15 protein-coding genes and 1 pseudogene are annotated in these 13,826 nt (G+C 54.7%); 6 read left to right on the forward strand and 10 right to left on the reverse strand.

Going from position 1 to position 13,826, the window contains the following annotated elements:
* Positions 1-137: 137 nt before the first annotated feature.
* The gene (locus tag HS1genome_RS12985; RefSeq protein ID WP_268243607.1) at positions 138-260 is read left to right on the forward strand and encodes a hypothetical protein; all 123 of its coding nucleotides are present in this window, start codon (positions 138-140) and stop codon (positions 258-260) included.
* Positions 261-379: 119 nt separating this feature from the next.
* On the opposite strand, the gene HS1genome_RS02850 is transcribed toward HS1genome_RS12985, so the two are convergent.
* The gene (locus HS1genome_RS02850) at positions 380-1,144 is read right to left on the reverse strand and encodes an enoyl-CoA hydratase/isomerase family protein (protein WP_126449503.1); all 765 of its coding nucleotides are present in this window, start codon (positions 1,142-1,144) and stop codon (positions 380-382) included.
* Between the two features lie 499 nt (positions 1,145-1,643).
* Positions 1,644-1,976, reverse strand: coding sequence for a hypothetical protein (locus tag HS1genome_RS11955; protein WP_158613702.1), 333 nt, complete (start codon positions 1,974-1,976; stop codon positions 1,644-1,646).
* A gap of 350 nt (positions 1,977-2,326) precedes the next feature.
* Here HS1genome_RS11955 and HS1genome_RS12500 point away from each other — a divergent pair.
* Positions 2,327-2,480, forward strand: a pseudogene (locus HS1genome_RS12500) (RNA-guided endonuclease TnpB family protein); the annotation flags it as partial.
* Between the two features lie 693 nt (positions 2,481-3,173).
* Here HS1genome_RS12500 and HS1genome_RS02870 read toward each other — a convergent pair.
* Positions 3,174-4,262 carry a 5-(carboxyamino)imidazole ribonucleotide synthase gene (locus tag HS1genome_RS02870; protein ID WP_126449504.1) on the reverse strand — a complete coding sequence of 363 codons (1,089 nt, stop codon included), beginning with the start codon at positions 4,260-4,262 and terminating at the stop codon, positions 3,174-3,176.
* Entirely contained in the window at positions 4,237-4,722 is a 486-nt protein-coding gene (gene purE, locus HS1genome_RS02875) for a 5-(carboxyamino)imidazole ribonucleotide mutase (RefSeq protein ID WP_126449506.1), read from the reverse strand. The genes HS1genome_RS02870 and purE overlap by 26 nt, the downstream gene beginning before the upstream one ends.
* Positions 4,723-5,066: 344 nt before the next feature.
* Between purE and HS1genome_RS02880 the strand changes: the two genes are divergently transcribed.
* From HS1genome_RS02880 to HS1genome_RS02890, 3 genes are read left to right on the forward strand one after another with little or no spacing between them, the layout of a single operon-like run.
* On the forward strand, positions 5,067-6,332 hold the full coding sequence (locus HS1genome_RS02880) for an FAD-dependent oxidoreductase (RefSeq protein WP_126449508.1): 1,266 nt from the start codon (positions 5,067-5,069) through the stop codon (positions 6,330-6,332).
* Positions 6,322-6,774 (forward strand): SRPBCC family protein, encoded by a 453-nt coding sequence (locus tag HS1genome_RS02885; RefSeq protein ID WP_126449509.1) that lies wholly within the window; start codon positions 6,322-6,324, stop codon positions 6,772-6,774. The genes HS1genome_RS02880 and HS1genome_RS02885 overlap by 11 nt, the downstream gene beginning before the upstream one ends.
* A gap of 34 nt (positions 6,775-6,808) precedes the next feature.
* A complete protein-coding gene (locus HS1genome_RS02890; protein ID WP_126449510.1) occupies positions 6,809-7,474 on the forward strand; it encodes a hypothetical protein in 666 nt (221 codons plus the stop codon).
* 824 nt (positions 7,475-8,298) lie between these two features.
* Here the strand turns inward: HS1genome_RS02890 and HS1genome_RS02905 are convergent.
* The 4 genes from HS1genome_RS02905 to HS1genome_RS02920 form a co-directional block, all read right to left on the reverse strand.
* On the reverse strand, positions 8,299-8,751 hold the full coding sequence (locus tag HS1genome_RS02905; protein ID WP_126449512.1) for an HPP family protein: 453 nt from the start codon (positions 8,749-8,751) through the stop codon (positions 8,299-8,301).
* Positions 8,752-8,829: 78 nt separating this feature from the next.
* On the reverse strand, positions 8,830-10,167 hold the full coding sequence (merA, locus tag HS1genome_RS02910; RefSeq protein WP_126449514.1) for a mercury(II) reductase: 1,338 nt from the start codon (positions 10,165-10,167) through the stop codon (positions 8,830-8,832).
* Positions 10,164-10,418 (reverse strand): heavy-metal-associated domain-containing protein, encoded by a 255-nt coding sequence (locus HS1genome_RS02915; protein ID WP_158613703.1) that lies wholly within the window; start codon positions 10,416-10,418, stop codon positions 10,164-10,166. The genes merA and HS1genome_RS02915 overlap by 4 nt, the downstream gene beginning before the upstream one ends.
* Positions 10,415-10,579: a transcriptional regulator gene (locus HS1genome_RS02920; protein WP_126451283.1), complete on the reverse strand. Its 165-nt coding sequence runs from the start codon at positions 10,577-10,579 to the stop codon at positions 10,415-10,417. The genes HS1genome_RS02915 and HS1genome_RS02920 overlap by 4 nt, the downstream gene beginning before the upstream one ends.
* Positions 10,580-10,724: 145 nt before the next feature.
* On the opposite strand from HS1genome_RS02920, the gene glpK reads away from it, so the two are divergent.
* Entirely contained in the window at positions 10,725-12,230 is a 1,506-nt protein-coding gene (gene glpK, locus HS1genome_RS02925; protein WP_126449518.1) for a glycerol kinase GlpK, read from the forward strand.
* Positions 12,231-12,446: 216 nt separating this feature from the next.
* Here the strand turns inward: glpK and HS1genome_RS02930 are convergent, their stop codons facing one another.
* Together HS1genome_RS02930 and HS1genome_RS02935 are read right to left on the reverse strand one after the other, a co-directional pair.
* Entirely contained in the window at positions 12,447-13,028 is a 582-nt protein-coding gene (locus tag HS1genome_RS02930; RefSeq protein ID WP_268243609.1) for a DUF2250 domain-containing protein, read from the reverse strand.
* Positions 13,025-13,603: an alpha/beta fold hydrolase gene (locus HS1genome_RS02935; RefSeq protein ID WP_126449522.1), complete on the reverse strand. Its 579-nt coding sequence runs from the start codon at positions 13,601-13,603 to the stop codon at positions 13,025-13,027. The genes HS1genome_RS02930 and HS1genome_RS02935 overlap by 4 nt, the downstream gene beginning before the upstream one ends.
* Positions 13,604-13,826 lie beyond the last annotated feature (223 nt).

The following is a 13,826-nucleotide window of genomic DNA, read 5'->3' on the forward strand; positions in this document are numbered from 1 at the left end:
AGTATAAAACTGTCTTCCAGGGAGCACAGGACCCCTAAGGAAGCGAGTTATCACTCTACAAGGTTAGTGCGACCACATCAATCCCGGTAGGTTCCTAAAGTATACGCGCTCACGGTTTAGCCACTTAAAGTGCTTATGTGATAGACCTAGAGAAGATGGTAGTTAAGACAGCGACTGTAGGAGAGGCTTCAATCTTGGATTGTTCTAGAAATATCATGGAGCACTTGAGGCGGAAAATAAAGGGAAAAAGGTCTACGTGAGAAGGTAAAGCGTTCCTGAAAGGTGTGTTTAAGAAATCTCAGAATGGGGTTGAAGCTGACAATGTTGTTGCTGTCGATGTTTACATGACTGATGTCATTTGTAGGTCCTTCCGTACAGCTTATTTGCCACTGAACCTGGGTTCTCTCCTGTTGAGGAACGAATTCACGCCCTCCTTGAAGTCCTCCGAGTACCTCAGTAATCCGAACGTTTTCCTTTCTATGTCCAATGCCGCGTCGAAAGGTGCATCAGCTATCGTCCTGAGGACTCCCTTCAGCGCCTTCAGGGCCAGTGGAGATAGGGTCGCGAGTTCCTTGGCGACCTCAAGTGTTCTAGGTTCTAGTTCGTCCTCTTCCACTACTTCATGAATTAGTCCATACTCTAACGCTTTGCCAGCGTCGATCCTCTTTCCTAACATGAGGAGGTAGGTCGCTCTTGAAAGGCCAACCATCTTGACTAGCCTAGTTATTCCTCCGCTGGCCGGCACCATCCCCAACTTCACCTCAGGGAGGGCGAACAACGATTTGGATGTGGCTATCCTTATGTCGCAGGAGAGTGCCAACTCAAGGCCAGCGCCGAAGGTGTAGCCGTTTATACTAGCTACTACGGGCTTAGATATCTTCTCAGCTGTGGAGAGGTCCTCCCCCCACTTGAGGAGGTCATCAACGTTCGTGTTGAGAAATTCTCCCACATCTCCTCCAGAACTGAAGGACTTGTTTCCGGCGCCCTTTACTACCACTACCCTCACTTGAGGGTTAGAGTCCATGAATCTCATCGCCTCTCCCACTTCCCTCCTCCCTTGTAGGGTGATTGCGTTCATCTTCTCAGGCCTCTCTATCACCACCTCTCCTATGCCACTCTCGTCGTGAACTGTGGTCCTAATCATAGCTCCTCCGTATGAGCTGACCTGTCGGGGATAAAAATTCCATGCTATCTACATGGACACATGATTTAAGGTAGGGAGCTCACAGGTGGAAGTCTCTTCCGTAGAAAAGGCCGGCGGTTTGATTGGAGGTCATCCACCGACCAGAGTTAGTCAAGAGGGTAAAATGTCAGGAGACATAACTCCTATGGGCAGGGATCTGCTGAGGTATCCTCCATCTGAGGTGCATCGTGGGAAACAGTTACAGAGTAGGGGGTTGAGGTGGAGGAAAGCCTCGCCTTTCACGGCGGGGACGGACACCCCCCTTCTATCTAAATACTACTTTTCCCAAGCAACTTTCGATGGCCAGGAGGGTCGAAGGATCGGAGCCGCGATCTCGACGAAGGTCGCCCCTCCTAGTCCTCGTGAACGACTACGTCGAAGCGATGCGTTCCACCCTTTTCCGGTAGAAGGAGAACGTCCAGATCCAGAAGGGAGTGTTAGGTAAAATCCACTAGGAGTTCTACACCACGTTGAGGGAGGAGTTCGGCCTACCTTCTAAGGTAGCTGAACACTGCCACCGTGACGTCCAATCAGCGTACAACCTGCACGACGACCCTAGGGTCGCTTCCCCAGCGAGGGTAAACGGCGCGGTCGACGCAGAGAGCCGAAACCTGGGGTGGCGGGAGCCGGCGACCTCCAAATCTCTGGCCCGAGGAACTCGAGCAGTACTCGAGTTGGAGGACGAGATAGGCCATACTCCTAGTCCTAGTAGGAAGTCCTTTGATGGGAGAAGGTAACCTGAGTCCAGCGTCGCCCTAGACGCGGCCGGAGTGGTCGGTACGACACCCAACACGTCTGGATACCCACCCCTCCGCGACGCCCACTGTTTGAAGTAGCTAGCTGAGGGTTTGCGAGGGAGTACCCCACCAGGACGCGAGACTGAAGAGTACTTGGGACTAACGAACTCAACAACCGTGCTTTCTCGCCTACCATACAGTCCAATACTGCAAACGACGATACTGCTTCAAGTTAGAGTTCATCGCGAAACCCTCTCGACAGTTTGTCCACAATCTCAATGAGGTCCTCGAGGTAACTCCAGCTCGACTTTTGCACCGTCCTCGACGATCCACTTCCCCTTTGCTGGCCATCCTCCGAGATCTTCCTTACTCGTGCGTGGAGTTCTGCGGGGGATCCGTTCGTTCTAAGTGCGGGCAGAACACGAGTGAAGTTGGTTATCGTTGGTTTAAGTGTACTTGCGGTCACGAGAGCGACCGCGACGTCGCAGTCACGAACTTGAACGGGAGGGGTTCTCCGATCTCCTCGACTGCCCCTCAGAGGTGTAAACCCGAACCGATGGGGGAACCCTTCAGGGCGAGGAGGAAGTCAGGTGAACAAAGGATACGACTTTAGCCGATCGTATCTTTTCCTGTCCTAAATGCGGTTAGACTACGAGCCGCGACTATAACACTTCTCTAAACGGCCGTGCGAGGTCTGCACCGCCCTTAGGGCCCGCAGACAAGAGACCTCTGCTATACACTCCCTTTTCCGAGAGGGAGTGTATAGTGAGTTTCCTGTGAGAAGCAGGAAATCCCCAACGTGAGGACGCCAGTCCAGGAGGGCGGGGTTAGTTCACACCTAAGGCTCTGACTCTCGGAGAAATGGGTGGCCTTCCATCTGTTAAGAGACACGGGTGTCAACCCACAAGATCGTTCAAACGACTGAAAGTCTCGCAGGTTAACCTTCACACGTACTTCAGGATTAAGTAAAGGCCGAACTCTCCCTGTTAAGACACCGTTGTAAGCTATGATCCGGCGAAGGACAATATAGGCAATTGTCCGTGCTAAGGGTAATACATTCGTGTCCACAATGGATCTAGATGGGTTCTAGAGTTTGATTTAGACTTAGTATTAGAGTTTCGTCTTGCTATCGGGTGTGTGCTCATCAGCATCCTTGAGGTAATTCAGTGGAGACTCCAGTTCAGCGTTGTGCCTTCCATCGATATCACCGTGTCTCACCCTCTTCGTCATGGCATCCAATTAAGTAAGGTTCTCTATAAATCGAGGCCGTTGGGGTAGAGGAGAGACAGAACTCGATCGATTTTCTCCCTCACCTCTCTGATATCCTCCCCAAGTACGTTTACGTGGCCCATCTTCCTCCTCTTCCTAGCCTCCATCTTACCGTACCAGTGGAGCCTACCGTACCTGAGTACCTCCTTAGGTACGTCAGAGAGTCCTAAGATGTTGACAGTTCCGTAGGCCGAGTGAACCTGAGTCTCCCCTAGGGGCAGGCCGGCGATAGCTCTGAGGTGGTTCTCGAACTGAGACGTCCTCGCCGCGTCGAGTGTGTGGTGTCCAGTGTTATGAACCCGGGGCGCATACTCGTTCACGATCACACTACTTTCCTTCACAAAGAACTCTACCGCCATTGTACCTACGTAGTCTAGGGCCTCCGCTAGCCGTCTCGCGTAGGACGTCATTGCTTCATCGCCAGTTGGACCGAAGCTGTAGATGAGGATCCCAGCCTTGTTTACGTTGAATGAAGGTTGGTAGGTCCTGAACTCTCCGTCTTTACCCCTCACCGCTACCACCGACGCTTCGTAATCGAAGTCTACTAGGTCCTCCACCACGAAGGGCTCCTTTGACTCCCTTATGGGGGCCGTTGAGGGATCTCCCCTCACGAAGTATTGGCCCTTCCCGTCGTATCCTCCCTTGGCCGACTTCACCACGCCTACGTTGTTGAACTGGTCTTTCAGAAGTCTTAGGGCCTCCCTCCCATCCTCCGCCGGGTACCACCTTGGTACAGGAAGCCCCAAGGAGGAGAGGAGTTTCCTCTCTTCCCTTCTGTCCCTCTTGGGCAAGATCGCCTTTAGATTTGGGGTTAACTTACTTAGCTGCTGAGCCTCTTGAAGGACTCCGTCATCCACATGCTCGAACTCAAACGTCACAACGTCCGCCCACTCCACGGCCTCCTTCGCCTCAGACAGGGTGAAGCAGTAGTCGCTCACCTGGCATCCCGGCGATCCCGGACCTTCCAGGACGCCGAACTTCATGGGGAGACCCCTGCCTTCCAACACCATCATTCTTCCAAGCTGACCTCCCCCAAGTATGAGCACGTTATTCCAGCTTGGACTGGATGACATCCTTCGCCTGGTCCTCCGCGAATTGTCTTAGCTTCTCCTGTAGGTCCGGCCTCTTAATTGCCATGATCCTCACCGCTAGGAGGGCAGCGTTCTTCGCGTTACCCACAGCTACTGTTGCGACTGGTACCCCTCGTGGCATTTGCACAATTGAGAGCAACGAGTCCAGCCCTCCCACGTGTTTAGTGGGTATGGGGACCCCTATCACTGGCAACGTAGTGAGAGAAGCCGTCATTCCCGGTAGATGGGCGGCACCGCCGGCTCCTGCTATTATCACTTCAAGTCCCCTCGACGCTGCTTCCTTTGCGTAGGAGTACATGAGCTCAGGTGTTCTGTGAGCTGAAACGATCTTCACCTCGTGGGGCACTCCGAACTCGTGCAGTGTAGTAGACGCCTCCCTCATGTACTCCCAGTCTGACTTGCTCCCCATTATGACTCCAACTAGGGGCTTATGAGCTTCCATGAGAGAACGTTCCAGGAGGCTTAAATTAATCTTACGCAGTGGGCGACTCCGCTCCTCGCTGAGGTGTTCTCGAGTTCGCCGCCTCTTGGCGCGACCAGCTGAGGCTAAAGGACTTCTGCACTAAAGTCCTTCACGGATGTGGAAAGGACAACGAGGAGCCAGACGTAGGGGAAGGGACAACGTACTTTCCCGCTCTAAGGTCACGAAGTTTTGAGGGATGGGCCTTTTCAACGTTTCCTAACTAACAAACTTCCTCCGACTTTTCCGTTTGAAAACTGACCCTTCTAGCCGAAGACCTAGACGTTTCAGTTCAAGTTAAATTCCCCTCCATAGATAGGAAGCGAATGACTCGCGTGGTTGTGATAGGGGGTGGGGCCACGGGGCTCTTCGTTGCCCTCGACCTCTCCCTCAGAGGCGTCGAAGTCGTTGTGGTAGAGAGGGGAGACATAGGGTCTGGAACGTCGGGGAAGTTCCACGGTATGCTCCACAGCGGAGCTAGGTATGCCGTCAACGATCCTCAGGCTGCGAGGGAGTGCGTTCAAGAGAGCGAGGTGATGTCTAAGATAGCTCCTCACGCCGTTGAGGATACTGGGGGGCTCTTCGTTGCCCTCAACGAAGAGGAGGCCAATTTCGGGGACAAGTTGTCGTCAGCTCTCAAGTCAGTGGGGGCAGAGCATAGGGAAGTGGAGAGGGAGGAAGCATTGAAACAGGAGCCGGCCCTGTCGCACGCCCTCAGGAGGGCCATCTGGGTACACGACAGGGTAGTTCACGGATACGATCTGTTGAGCAGTGTGGCCCTGACGGCCTTCGAGAACGGAGCCAAGGTACTTACGTTCACAGAGGTAGTTGACTTCCTAAAAGGAGGGGGAGTTAAAGTGAGGGACGTCCCGTCGGGAAGGACCTACGAAATCAGGTCAGATCACGTCGTGAATGCGGCCGGGCCGTGGACGTTCAGGTTGGCCGAGTTGGAGGGTGAGACGGGAGTGGAGGTGATGCCCACGGCTGGAACCATGGCGGTGTTCTCGGGAAGGCCGGTCAACTCTGTCCTGAACAGAATGAGGCCCCCTTCAGATGGGGACATTCTCCTCCCCTACGGCGGAAACGTGATCGCTGGAACCACGGCCAAGGTGGTGGACGACCCAAACCAGGTGGAGGCGGATGATGAGGAGGTGGAGCTACTTCGTAGGGAGTCCTCAGCCATGGTGCCTTGGCTAGAGGGGAGGAAACCCGTTCGAACTTACGCTTCGGTGAGGCCGTTGGTGAAGCAACCTGGCGCCTCAGGGAGGAGCGCCACGAGGGACTTCGTGATCCACGAACACCACTCCGGCCTCGTCACCTCCGTGATAGGTGGCAAACTCACCACCTCCAGACTAGTAGGGGAGAAGACAGCGGATCGAGTGGGGGAGACCCTAGGTGTAAGGGAAAGGTCTAGGACAGCGTTTACGGAACTCCTCTCCCCGAGGTCGGAGAAGGGGGTTAGGCTTATCGAGAAGGGGTTAGGCTTCGTCCACGTGAATTCCAGGGAAGGAGGAGTTGACCAGGAAAGGTACGAAGTGGTGGCCTGCTGGGCGACATCGATCGCCCTGAGGAGGATGTCCCTTGAAGGTTGAGGGGAAGTTCGAAGTGGAGGCACCTAAGGACAGGGTCGATTCCTTCCTCTCCGATCCTAACCAGTTCTCCCAATGTCTGCCAGGCCTCAGGGAGATGAAGGTGGAGACAGAGGGCTTCAGGGCCTCCTTCAAACTCGACGTGAGCGGGGCAGGCATATCCCAGCTCAGCACCGTCTCGTCAACCATGACATTCAAGGTGGTCAGGTCCGCTGAAGGTGTTTCGATAAGGGGAGAAGGTAAAGCTGTTGGAGCGAAGGTGAGGCTAGAATTGAACGTGAGAACTCTCGGAACGGGCAGTGTGACGACTGTCGAGTGGGATGCGTCCCTTGACGTGGGACTTCTGGCTAGGTTCTTCGGGGACGAGCTCCTTAGAAGGGTCACCGACGACAACGTCAGGCAACTCACCTCTTGCGTGCAGGCTAAGGTTTCGTCTCCTAGCTAGAAACGTTTATAACGATGGTCCTACCACCACGACCGTGGACCATAAGTTCGTAATGGGTTGGGGAGGAGGTCCGTACTACACTGGCCCTAGACCTCCCTATTTGGCGGCATTGGACGTCCTGGCTAGGAGCCTGGGGCTAATCCTCCCGGCATTGATTGGGTTGTTGGCGCTCATAATTTTGGGATTGGTAGGAGGTGCTATAGCGGCCGCAGTCACTCCCATAGTCGGACCCCTGGGAGCTACTGCAGTCGCTGCGTTCTTCGATCTGTTGGGGGAGGCGGTTCAGGTACTCGTAGTTTACGTGACGGCCTTCGAGGTAAGTTCTGTCATCTCGGGCGGGATGGCTGACCTGAGGAGGGCCTGGCAGTTAACCACCTCTAACGCTTCCTCGGTAGCTCCAGTCGCCTTGGTTTTGGGACTCTTCGATGCCCTCCTCGCCTTCGCTCACTTTCCAGGCACTTTCCTATTAGTTGGTCTCGCCAACGTTGTGGCGTTCATCGCGGCGGGGTTCCTCGCCAACGGCACAGTACCTGGGATAGGGAGGACTCTGAGTTGGTACGCAGACTACTTCTCCTTAGACGGTGTGAGTGCCCTGATCTTGCTCGTAGTCTCTCTTCTTTCACTAATTCCTATTTTAGATCTACTGACCATCCCGTATGGAGCGGCCCTGGCCGTCGCCATGGTGAGGAGGACGCCTTAGGGGGACTGGGTGAGTTTACGAAGGTCAGCTCTCTCCGTAGGGATCGAAACCACTCCCTGCTAGCTTCGCTTTCAGGGAAGCTGACTTGTTGAGGTCACAATTAAGGGGAAGTAGAGTTTAACTCTCCTACAAAAGAGGGGCCTCGCCGGGGGAACGTTTCCCGTTTGAATATCGGATATACGACCGTTTTCAACGACACTCCTGCAGTCCGATCGAAGGACTGAGGGTTGAACGTCGTCCTTTCCCCATAACGGACTGGAGCTCAACGCTGTGAAAGTTCCCATCTCTCGAAGGGTCCTCCGATCCAATAGTCCGAACGAGGTCGCACCGACGTAGGAACTACGGACCTCGGGAATCCCCAAGGTGGGGGAGAAGTCAGAAAGATCAACGATGGACGTGGTATCCTGAGTAGATGGTCCCTTATTCTGACCTCCGCCCTGGAAGGGTTCCATTCCAGACGACTCATCCTTCCCACCATCGGTTCGGGTTTACACCTCTGAGGGGCAGTCGAGGGGTCGGAGAACCCCTCCCATTTGAAGGGATGGGAACTTTCATCCATTACGTCTAGTCCCTTAAAGAAGATCTTGCTTGCCCCCTCAGTTTCGTCAAGCACTCGATCGAGCTGGGGAGGAGCGTCGTTAGCATCACTGCGGATTTTTAGGAAAAGAAGTATTTAAATACAAGGAGGCTGTTCACCCCCGTGAAAGGCGAGGCTTTCCGCCCCCTCAACCCCCTATTCTGTAAGAGATCTGACAATGGGCAAGGACTGTACTTCAACTTTAGAGGGGTTCGTTGCTCCAGACGTCTAGAGTACTCACTAGGTGTTACGTTCCTCGGCTCAACCCTTTCGTGGTGACGAAGTGTATCGATTCCTCTAAGAGACATCCTACGAGGACTGGATGAAGTACGTAGAGCGGCCCGACCCGTTCCAACACTCCGAGGAAGGCGGCGAGGAGAGCTGGAGAATGTTCTAAGTCGGCCAAGATCATGAGGATCCAAGCTACAGCAGTCACGACCGATGCCCACAGAATCCCCCTTCCTCCTATGGCAACCGTGACTACGGCCAAAACTCCTGACAGGACGTAGCTCGACACCACTGAGATCGTCCTATTGAACCTCCACTGAGGATCCTCGAACTTGGTCGCCGCTGTGGCGATGAAGGGAGGAAGAATGAACGTCGTTCTAGTTTCAACAGTCAAGGCCACTAGGGCAGCTAGAGTGACGACGAGGTTGACCCCAGAAACCAGTTTCGTTCTTTCCATAACTCTCTTCCACAAGATCGATATAGCCAGTATTTCAGTCTAGGTTAAAAGTGTGGAACTTCGCTAAGATGAGACGGAGTCTGAAAAACTTAACTAAACGCAGCAACTCATCTTACTTACGTCCGAACTGAAGGCGAGGGCAGCCAACCTAAGGGCCTCGGACATGGTGGGAAACACGTGAATGGTATCCACTAGGTCGTCCACTGTGGCGCCTAGTTTGACTGCCAACGCTGCCTCATTGATTACCTCTGCCGCGTTCTCGCCCACCATGTGTACCCCCACTATCCTTCTCCCTACTGTCACCAACTTGACGAGGCCTCGGCTCTCCCCCAGTATCCTGGCCTTGGCTACGTCCCTCATGTACACCTTCCTGCTCTGGGCTTTCGGGACCTCTCTCTCCACCAATCCTACGCTCGCTATGTTGGGCTGGGTGAAGACAGCTTGGGGAACGCTGAGGAGATCGATCCTCCTGTGGGACTCCTTCAGGGCGTTCTCCGCTGCCACGGTCCCCTGTCTCCCCGCCAAAGCCTCGAGCATTTTCCCACCTATCACGTCTCCGGCCGCGAAGATGTTAGGGTTGGTCGTCCTGAGCTCGTCGTCTACTCTTATTCCACCGGCCTCGTTCAATTCTACTCCCGCTGCTTCCAGATTGAGGTCGACGTTGGGCTTCCTTCCAGTGGCCAGTAGAACCTCGTCGGCCTCCACTTCCCCTAAGTTAGTCACCACGACCTTTCCCCTTGACTTCCTCACTTCCTTCACGGATACTCCCGTGGCCACCACGACACCCTCTTCCTCCAAGATCTTTTTGGCCTCAACGGAGATCTCAGGTTCCCAGTTGGGGAGAAGGACTTGACTCCTCTGCAACACAGCCACCTCCACTCCGAGCCTCCTGTACATCTGGGCGAACTCTAGGGCCAGTGCCCTCCCGCCTAAGATGACCAGCGAATCCACTTTCTTGTCAGGGGAGAGGGCCTCCACGTTTGTCCAGTAACCAACCTCCCTTAGTCCTGGGACGTCAGGGACAGCCGGCGACGAACCTGTGGCCACGACGAACTTCTTAGCCTCCACAGTCGCGGGGCCAACCTTAAGCGAGTGAGGTGATGTGAAGTGGGCCTTACCCTCAAATACCTCGGCGTCGTAGGTAGAGAGGACGTCCTCGTACTTCTCTCTCCTCAGGGAGGAGACCAACTGCTCCTTCTCCTCGAACGTCTTCCTGAAGGGAGGAAAGCATTCTGTATCGCAAACTTCCCTAGCGTACCTGTAAACCTCCCCGGCTCTCAGGACCTTCTTGGAAGGGACGCATCCAACGTTCACACACGTCCCCCCTATGGGGCCAGTGCCTACCAGCGCGGGTTTCACACCTAACTCGTTGGCCTTTATTAGCGCGGCGAACCCCGCGGCCCCGTAACCTACTATGGCTAGCTCTCTCACCCTACCACCGTGTAGTGAAGGATAGTGTAGTTGTGACGCGTACCAGCCGAGGCATTCCTGAGTGCCTCCCTTATCAAGTCTTCCCCGAGTTCCCTTGTTAGGCTCAGACTGACGAGGGCCCTCCCCGAAGGTAGCAGCTCCACCTTCACTTCCCTGACGCCCTCCAAAGACTTCAGGGCTTCCTCGACTCTCCTGGCACACCTGTCACAAGTCACGTCAGTTACGGTGAGCTCGGCCCTGAACTCACTCAACAACACGTCGCCCCTGCCGATTTCCTCTCGAAGTCGTCGGCGCAGTGGGAGCAACAGAAGTAATGGGTTGCCCCGTTGAGGTCCCTAGCGTAGACCTCGCCCTCATTTAGGGGGGCTCCGCAGTTCTCGCACTTCATTTCTTCCTTGCGGTTCAATCTCATGTTCAACTTCAATTTCTCACCCAGTTCCACTGCTGAGAGGACTATTATAAATATTTCTATAACTGAACACTTGTTCATGTATATGATTATTGAGAATGCCTGTCTTCTAGTCGAGACATATTAGCTCTTAATACTGTGACCACATGTGACTCGTTTCGTTCTTTCCTTGGACGAGGGCACTACCAGTGCGAGGGCCGCGGTGTTCAGCGAGGAAGCGGAACTCGTCGGCTTCGGTCAGTACGAGTTCCCCCAGTTCTTTCCACGTCCTGGGTGGGTGGAGCAGGACCCCGAGGCCATATGGGAGGCCCAGCTCAAGGCCATCAGGGACGCCCTGCGAACTGCTAAGGTCGAACCTTCCCAGATCTCGGCCGTGGGGGTGACGAACCAGAGGGAGACCACCGTCGTTTGGGACGCGAGGACTGGGAGGCCAGTGTACAACGCCATAGTCTGGCAGGACAGGAGGACGGCCAAGTTCACGGACGAGCTGAGGAACAACTACGCCGAGTTCTTTAAGGAGAGGACAGGCCTGATCCCCGACCCCTACTTCAGCGCCTCTAAGTTGATCTGGTTGTTGGATAACGTTCCTGGCCTCAGGGAGAAAGCGGAGAAGGGAGACGTGAAGTTCGGAACGATAGACACATACCTCATATGGAAGTTGACTGGAGGAAAGGCTCACGTAACCGACTACAGCAACGCGTCTAGGACTATGCTGTTCAACCTGAGGAGGTTGGAGTGGGACGACGACATTGTTGAATTGCTTAAGGTTCCTCAATCTATTCTCCCAGAGCCCCTGCCATCTAGCTGGAACTACGGGGACGCGGTGGAGGGAGTAGGGGCTCCGGTGCCAGTGTCTGGAGACGCCGGCGATCAACAGGCGGCCCTCTTCGGACAGGCGGCCATGTCACCAGGCGAAGTGAAGTCCACTTACGGCACTGGGAACTTCGTTCTCATGAACCTGGGCTTTGACCCTGTGAAATCCAAGGACTTACTCACCACCATCGCGTGGGGACTCGATAAGAGAAGGGTCTCTTACGCACTGGAAGGAAGCGTCTTCGCCACTGGGGCCGCAGTTCAGTGGCTTAGGGACGGTCTGAAGATCTTGGACCGCTCGGACGAGGTCGAGTCTCTCGCCTCCACCTCGAGAGATAACGAGGGGGTGTACTTCGTCCCCGCTTTCGTTGGACTAGGTACCCCTTACTGGGACCCATACGCTAGAGGTGTGATAGTTGGAATTACCAGGGGCACTTCGAGGTCCACCATAGCCCGGGCTACGCTGGAGTCCATTGCCTACCAGACTAGGGACGTGATCGAGGTGATGGAGAAGGATTCAGGGGCTAAGATCTCCAGACTGAAGGTGGACGGTGGCGCTACTAGGGATAGACTGCTCATGCAGTTCCAGGCCGACGTCCTCGGAGTGCCGGTGGTCAGACCCAAGGTGTTGGAGACTACTGCCCTAGGATCGGCCTTCCTAGCGGGGTTGGCTGTGGACTTGTGGTCGTTGGAGGACATTGTGGGAAAGTGGAAACCAGAAGCGACCTTTTACCCGACCATGTTAGAAGAACGAAGGGAGAAGCTCTACAGAGGATGGAAGGAGGCGGTGAAGAGGTCATTGGGGTGGGCCAGGGTGGTTGAGGGGGAGCAAGCACCATAGTGGGGGCAAGGTGGGGTCGGAGTCTTCCTGGACGACCTAGTCATAGATGGGTCAATTACTTCCCGTGCAATGTCTCTGGTGGAAAAGGCGGAGTCAGAGGTAGAAGGGGACCGAGGTGATGGAAAGTTCGGCGACCCCAAGTAATTCTGAAGTCTGATTGGAAAAGAAACACGTTATAGCTGGACTCGACGGACTCGAGGTAGAGCGAGAGGGAAGTCATTTCCTGCTCCTCCTAACCACAAGTTCCCCCAGCCTACTCAACCTGTAGTACTTGTGATGAGTCCTCGTCTCCCTCTTGGGTTTGGCCTTTCTTTCCCCGAACTTTATCACCTTGGATTTGTCCTCCTCCATCAGACCCAGCTTAACCAATCTCTCCAGCTCCCTATTCACTTCCTCCAGACTCATTCCGGTGAGCTTAGCGAACGTCAACGCGTGGTCAACGTTGACCTTCTCCGCAACTTCCAGCACCTTCAAGTCAGTCTCTCCCAGAGATTCAAGGTAGGCCTGCACCGGATCCCTCTCGAGTTCTCTCAGAAGGTGTTCGCCACACCTTGTGAGCCTGTAGTAGGTATGATGTTTCCTCACCTCGGAGGAAAGCTTGAACTTAGCCTCGGTGTTCTTAACGGCAGAACCGTGGACCCTCTCAATCAATCCCCTCCTCTCGAGCTCCTCTAGAGCAGCGACTGCCTCCTCCAGCGGTACCCCAACGTTTAAGGCCACCGACTTTCCGTAGTCTATGTTGGCCTTTCTGAGGTGCCTCATCACTTTAATCAAGAGCTCGTTCCCGAGCACCTCTATGGTCTTACCTTCCTCAGGAACTCCGTCACCGTCTCGTTGAATTCGTCCGGTGCGTCTAGGTAACAAGCATGTCTCACCCCGACCAGCTTCAGTTCTGCTCCCCTCCTCTGTAGGGCCTCGTAGTTCTCTTTAGGTGACACCTCGTCCCTCTTTCCCCACACGAGTAGGATGGGGAGGTTAAGGAAGTCGAGCTTCTCTCCTTGGTCAACCACCCCTACCGCTCCAACGAGTACGAGGGCCCACACCTTGGTCAGATCCTTCAGAGAAGCCCTCAGTGCTACGTTTCCTCCCAACGACGCTCCGAGGAGGGCTGCCCTTCCATCGACGAAGTCGACGAACCTGAGGACGAACTCAGCGGGGTCGAGTGGAGATTGCTGAGACTGGCCGTAGCCAGGCATGTCCAACGCCACTGCTCTGAAGCCAGCTTCCGCCAATGCTCTCAACGTGCCCACCTCGACCCAAGTGTGGGCGTTGAACCTGGCGCCATGAAGGAGGATCACTGGTTTTCCTGAACCTTCCTCTACGTAGTGTATCCTCGCTCCAGCGACGATCGCGTATCGATCCACCAGTTCCATTGCGCGCCCCCCTTAAAAAGGATTTTCCTTTTTTATCAGTGGTAGATTTAATTTGCCTGGTGAGATTGCGGAGGGAAGGCCAAGGGAGTAGAACGGTCCCTCTTAATCGAGTTTAGTATAGCTCCATCGTCAAGACGGTGATATTGTTTGGTGGCAGGCCTGAGGTGTCGTAGGTGCTAGGGCCGTCGATGTCTTCACTTTCCCTCCGGTTCGCTGTTACTGT

The sequence above is a fragment of the Sulfodiicoccus acidiphilus genome, assembly GCF_003967175.1.
GTDB classification, from domain to species: Archaea; Thermoproteota; Thermoprotei_A; order Sulfolobales; family Sulfolobaceae; genus Sulfodiicoccus; species Sulfodiicoccus acidiphilus.

What these genes read in the sequence shown, in the direction of transcription:
- HS1genome_RS02850 (WP_126449503.1), bottom strand. Translation starts at nt 1,144, where the DNA reads ATGATTAGGACCACAGTTCACGACGAGAGTGGCATAGGAGAGGTGGTG.
- HS1genome_RS02870 (WP_126449504.1), bottom strand. Translation starts at nt 4,262, where the DNA reads ATGTCATCCAGTCCAAGCTGGAATAACGTGCTCATACTTGGGGGAGGT.
- purE (WP_126449506.1), bottom strand. Translation starts at nt 4,722, where the DNA reads ATGGAAGCTCATAAGCCCCTAGTTGGAGTCATAATGGGGAGCAAGTCA.
- HS1genome_RS02880 (WP_126449508.1), top strand. Translation starts at nt 5,067, where the DNA reads ATGACTCGCGTGGTTGTGATAGGGGGTGGGGCCACGGGGCTCTTCGTT.
- HS1genome_RS02920 (WP_126451283.1), bottom strand. Translation starts at nt 10,579, where the DNA reads ATGAGATTGAACCGCAAGGAAGAAATGAAGTGCGAGAACTGCGGAGCC.
- HS1genome_RS02935 (WP_126449522.1), bottom strand. Translation starts at nt 13,603, where the DNA reads ATGGAACTGGTGGATCGATACGCGATCGTCGCTGGAGCGAGGATACAC.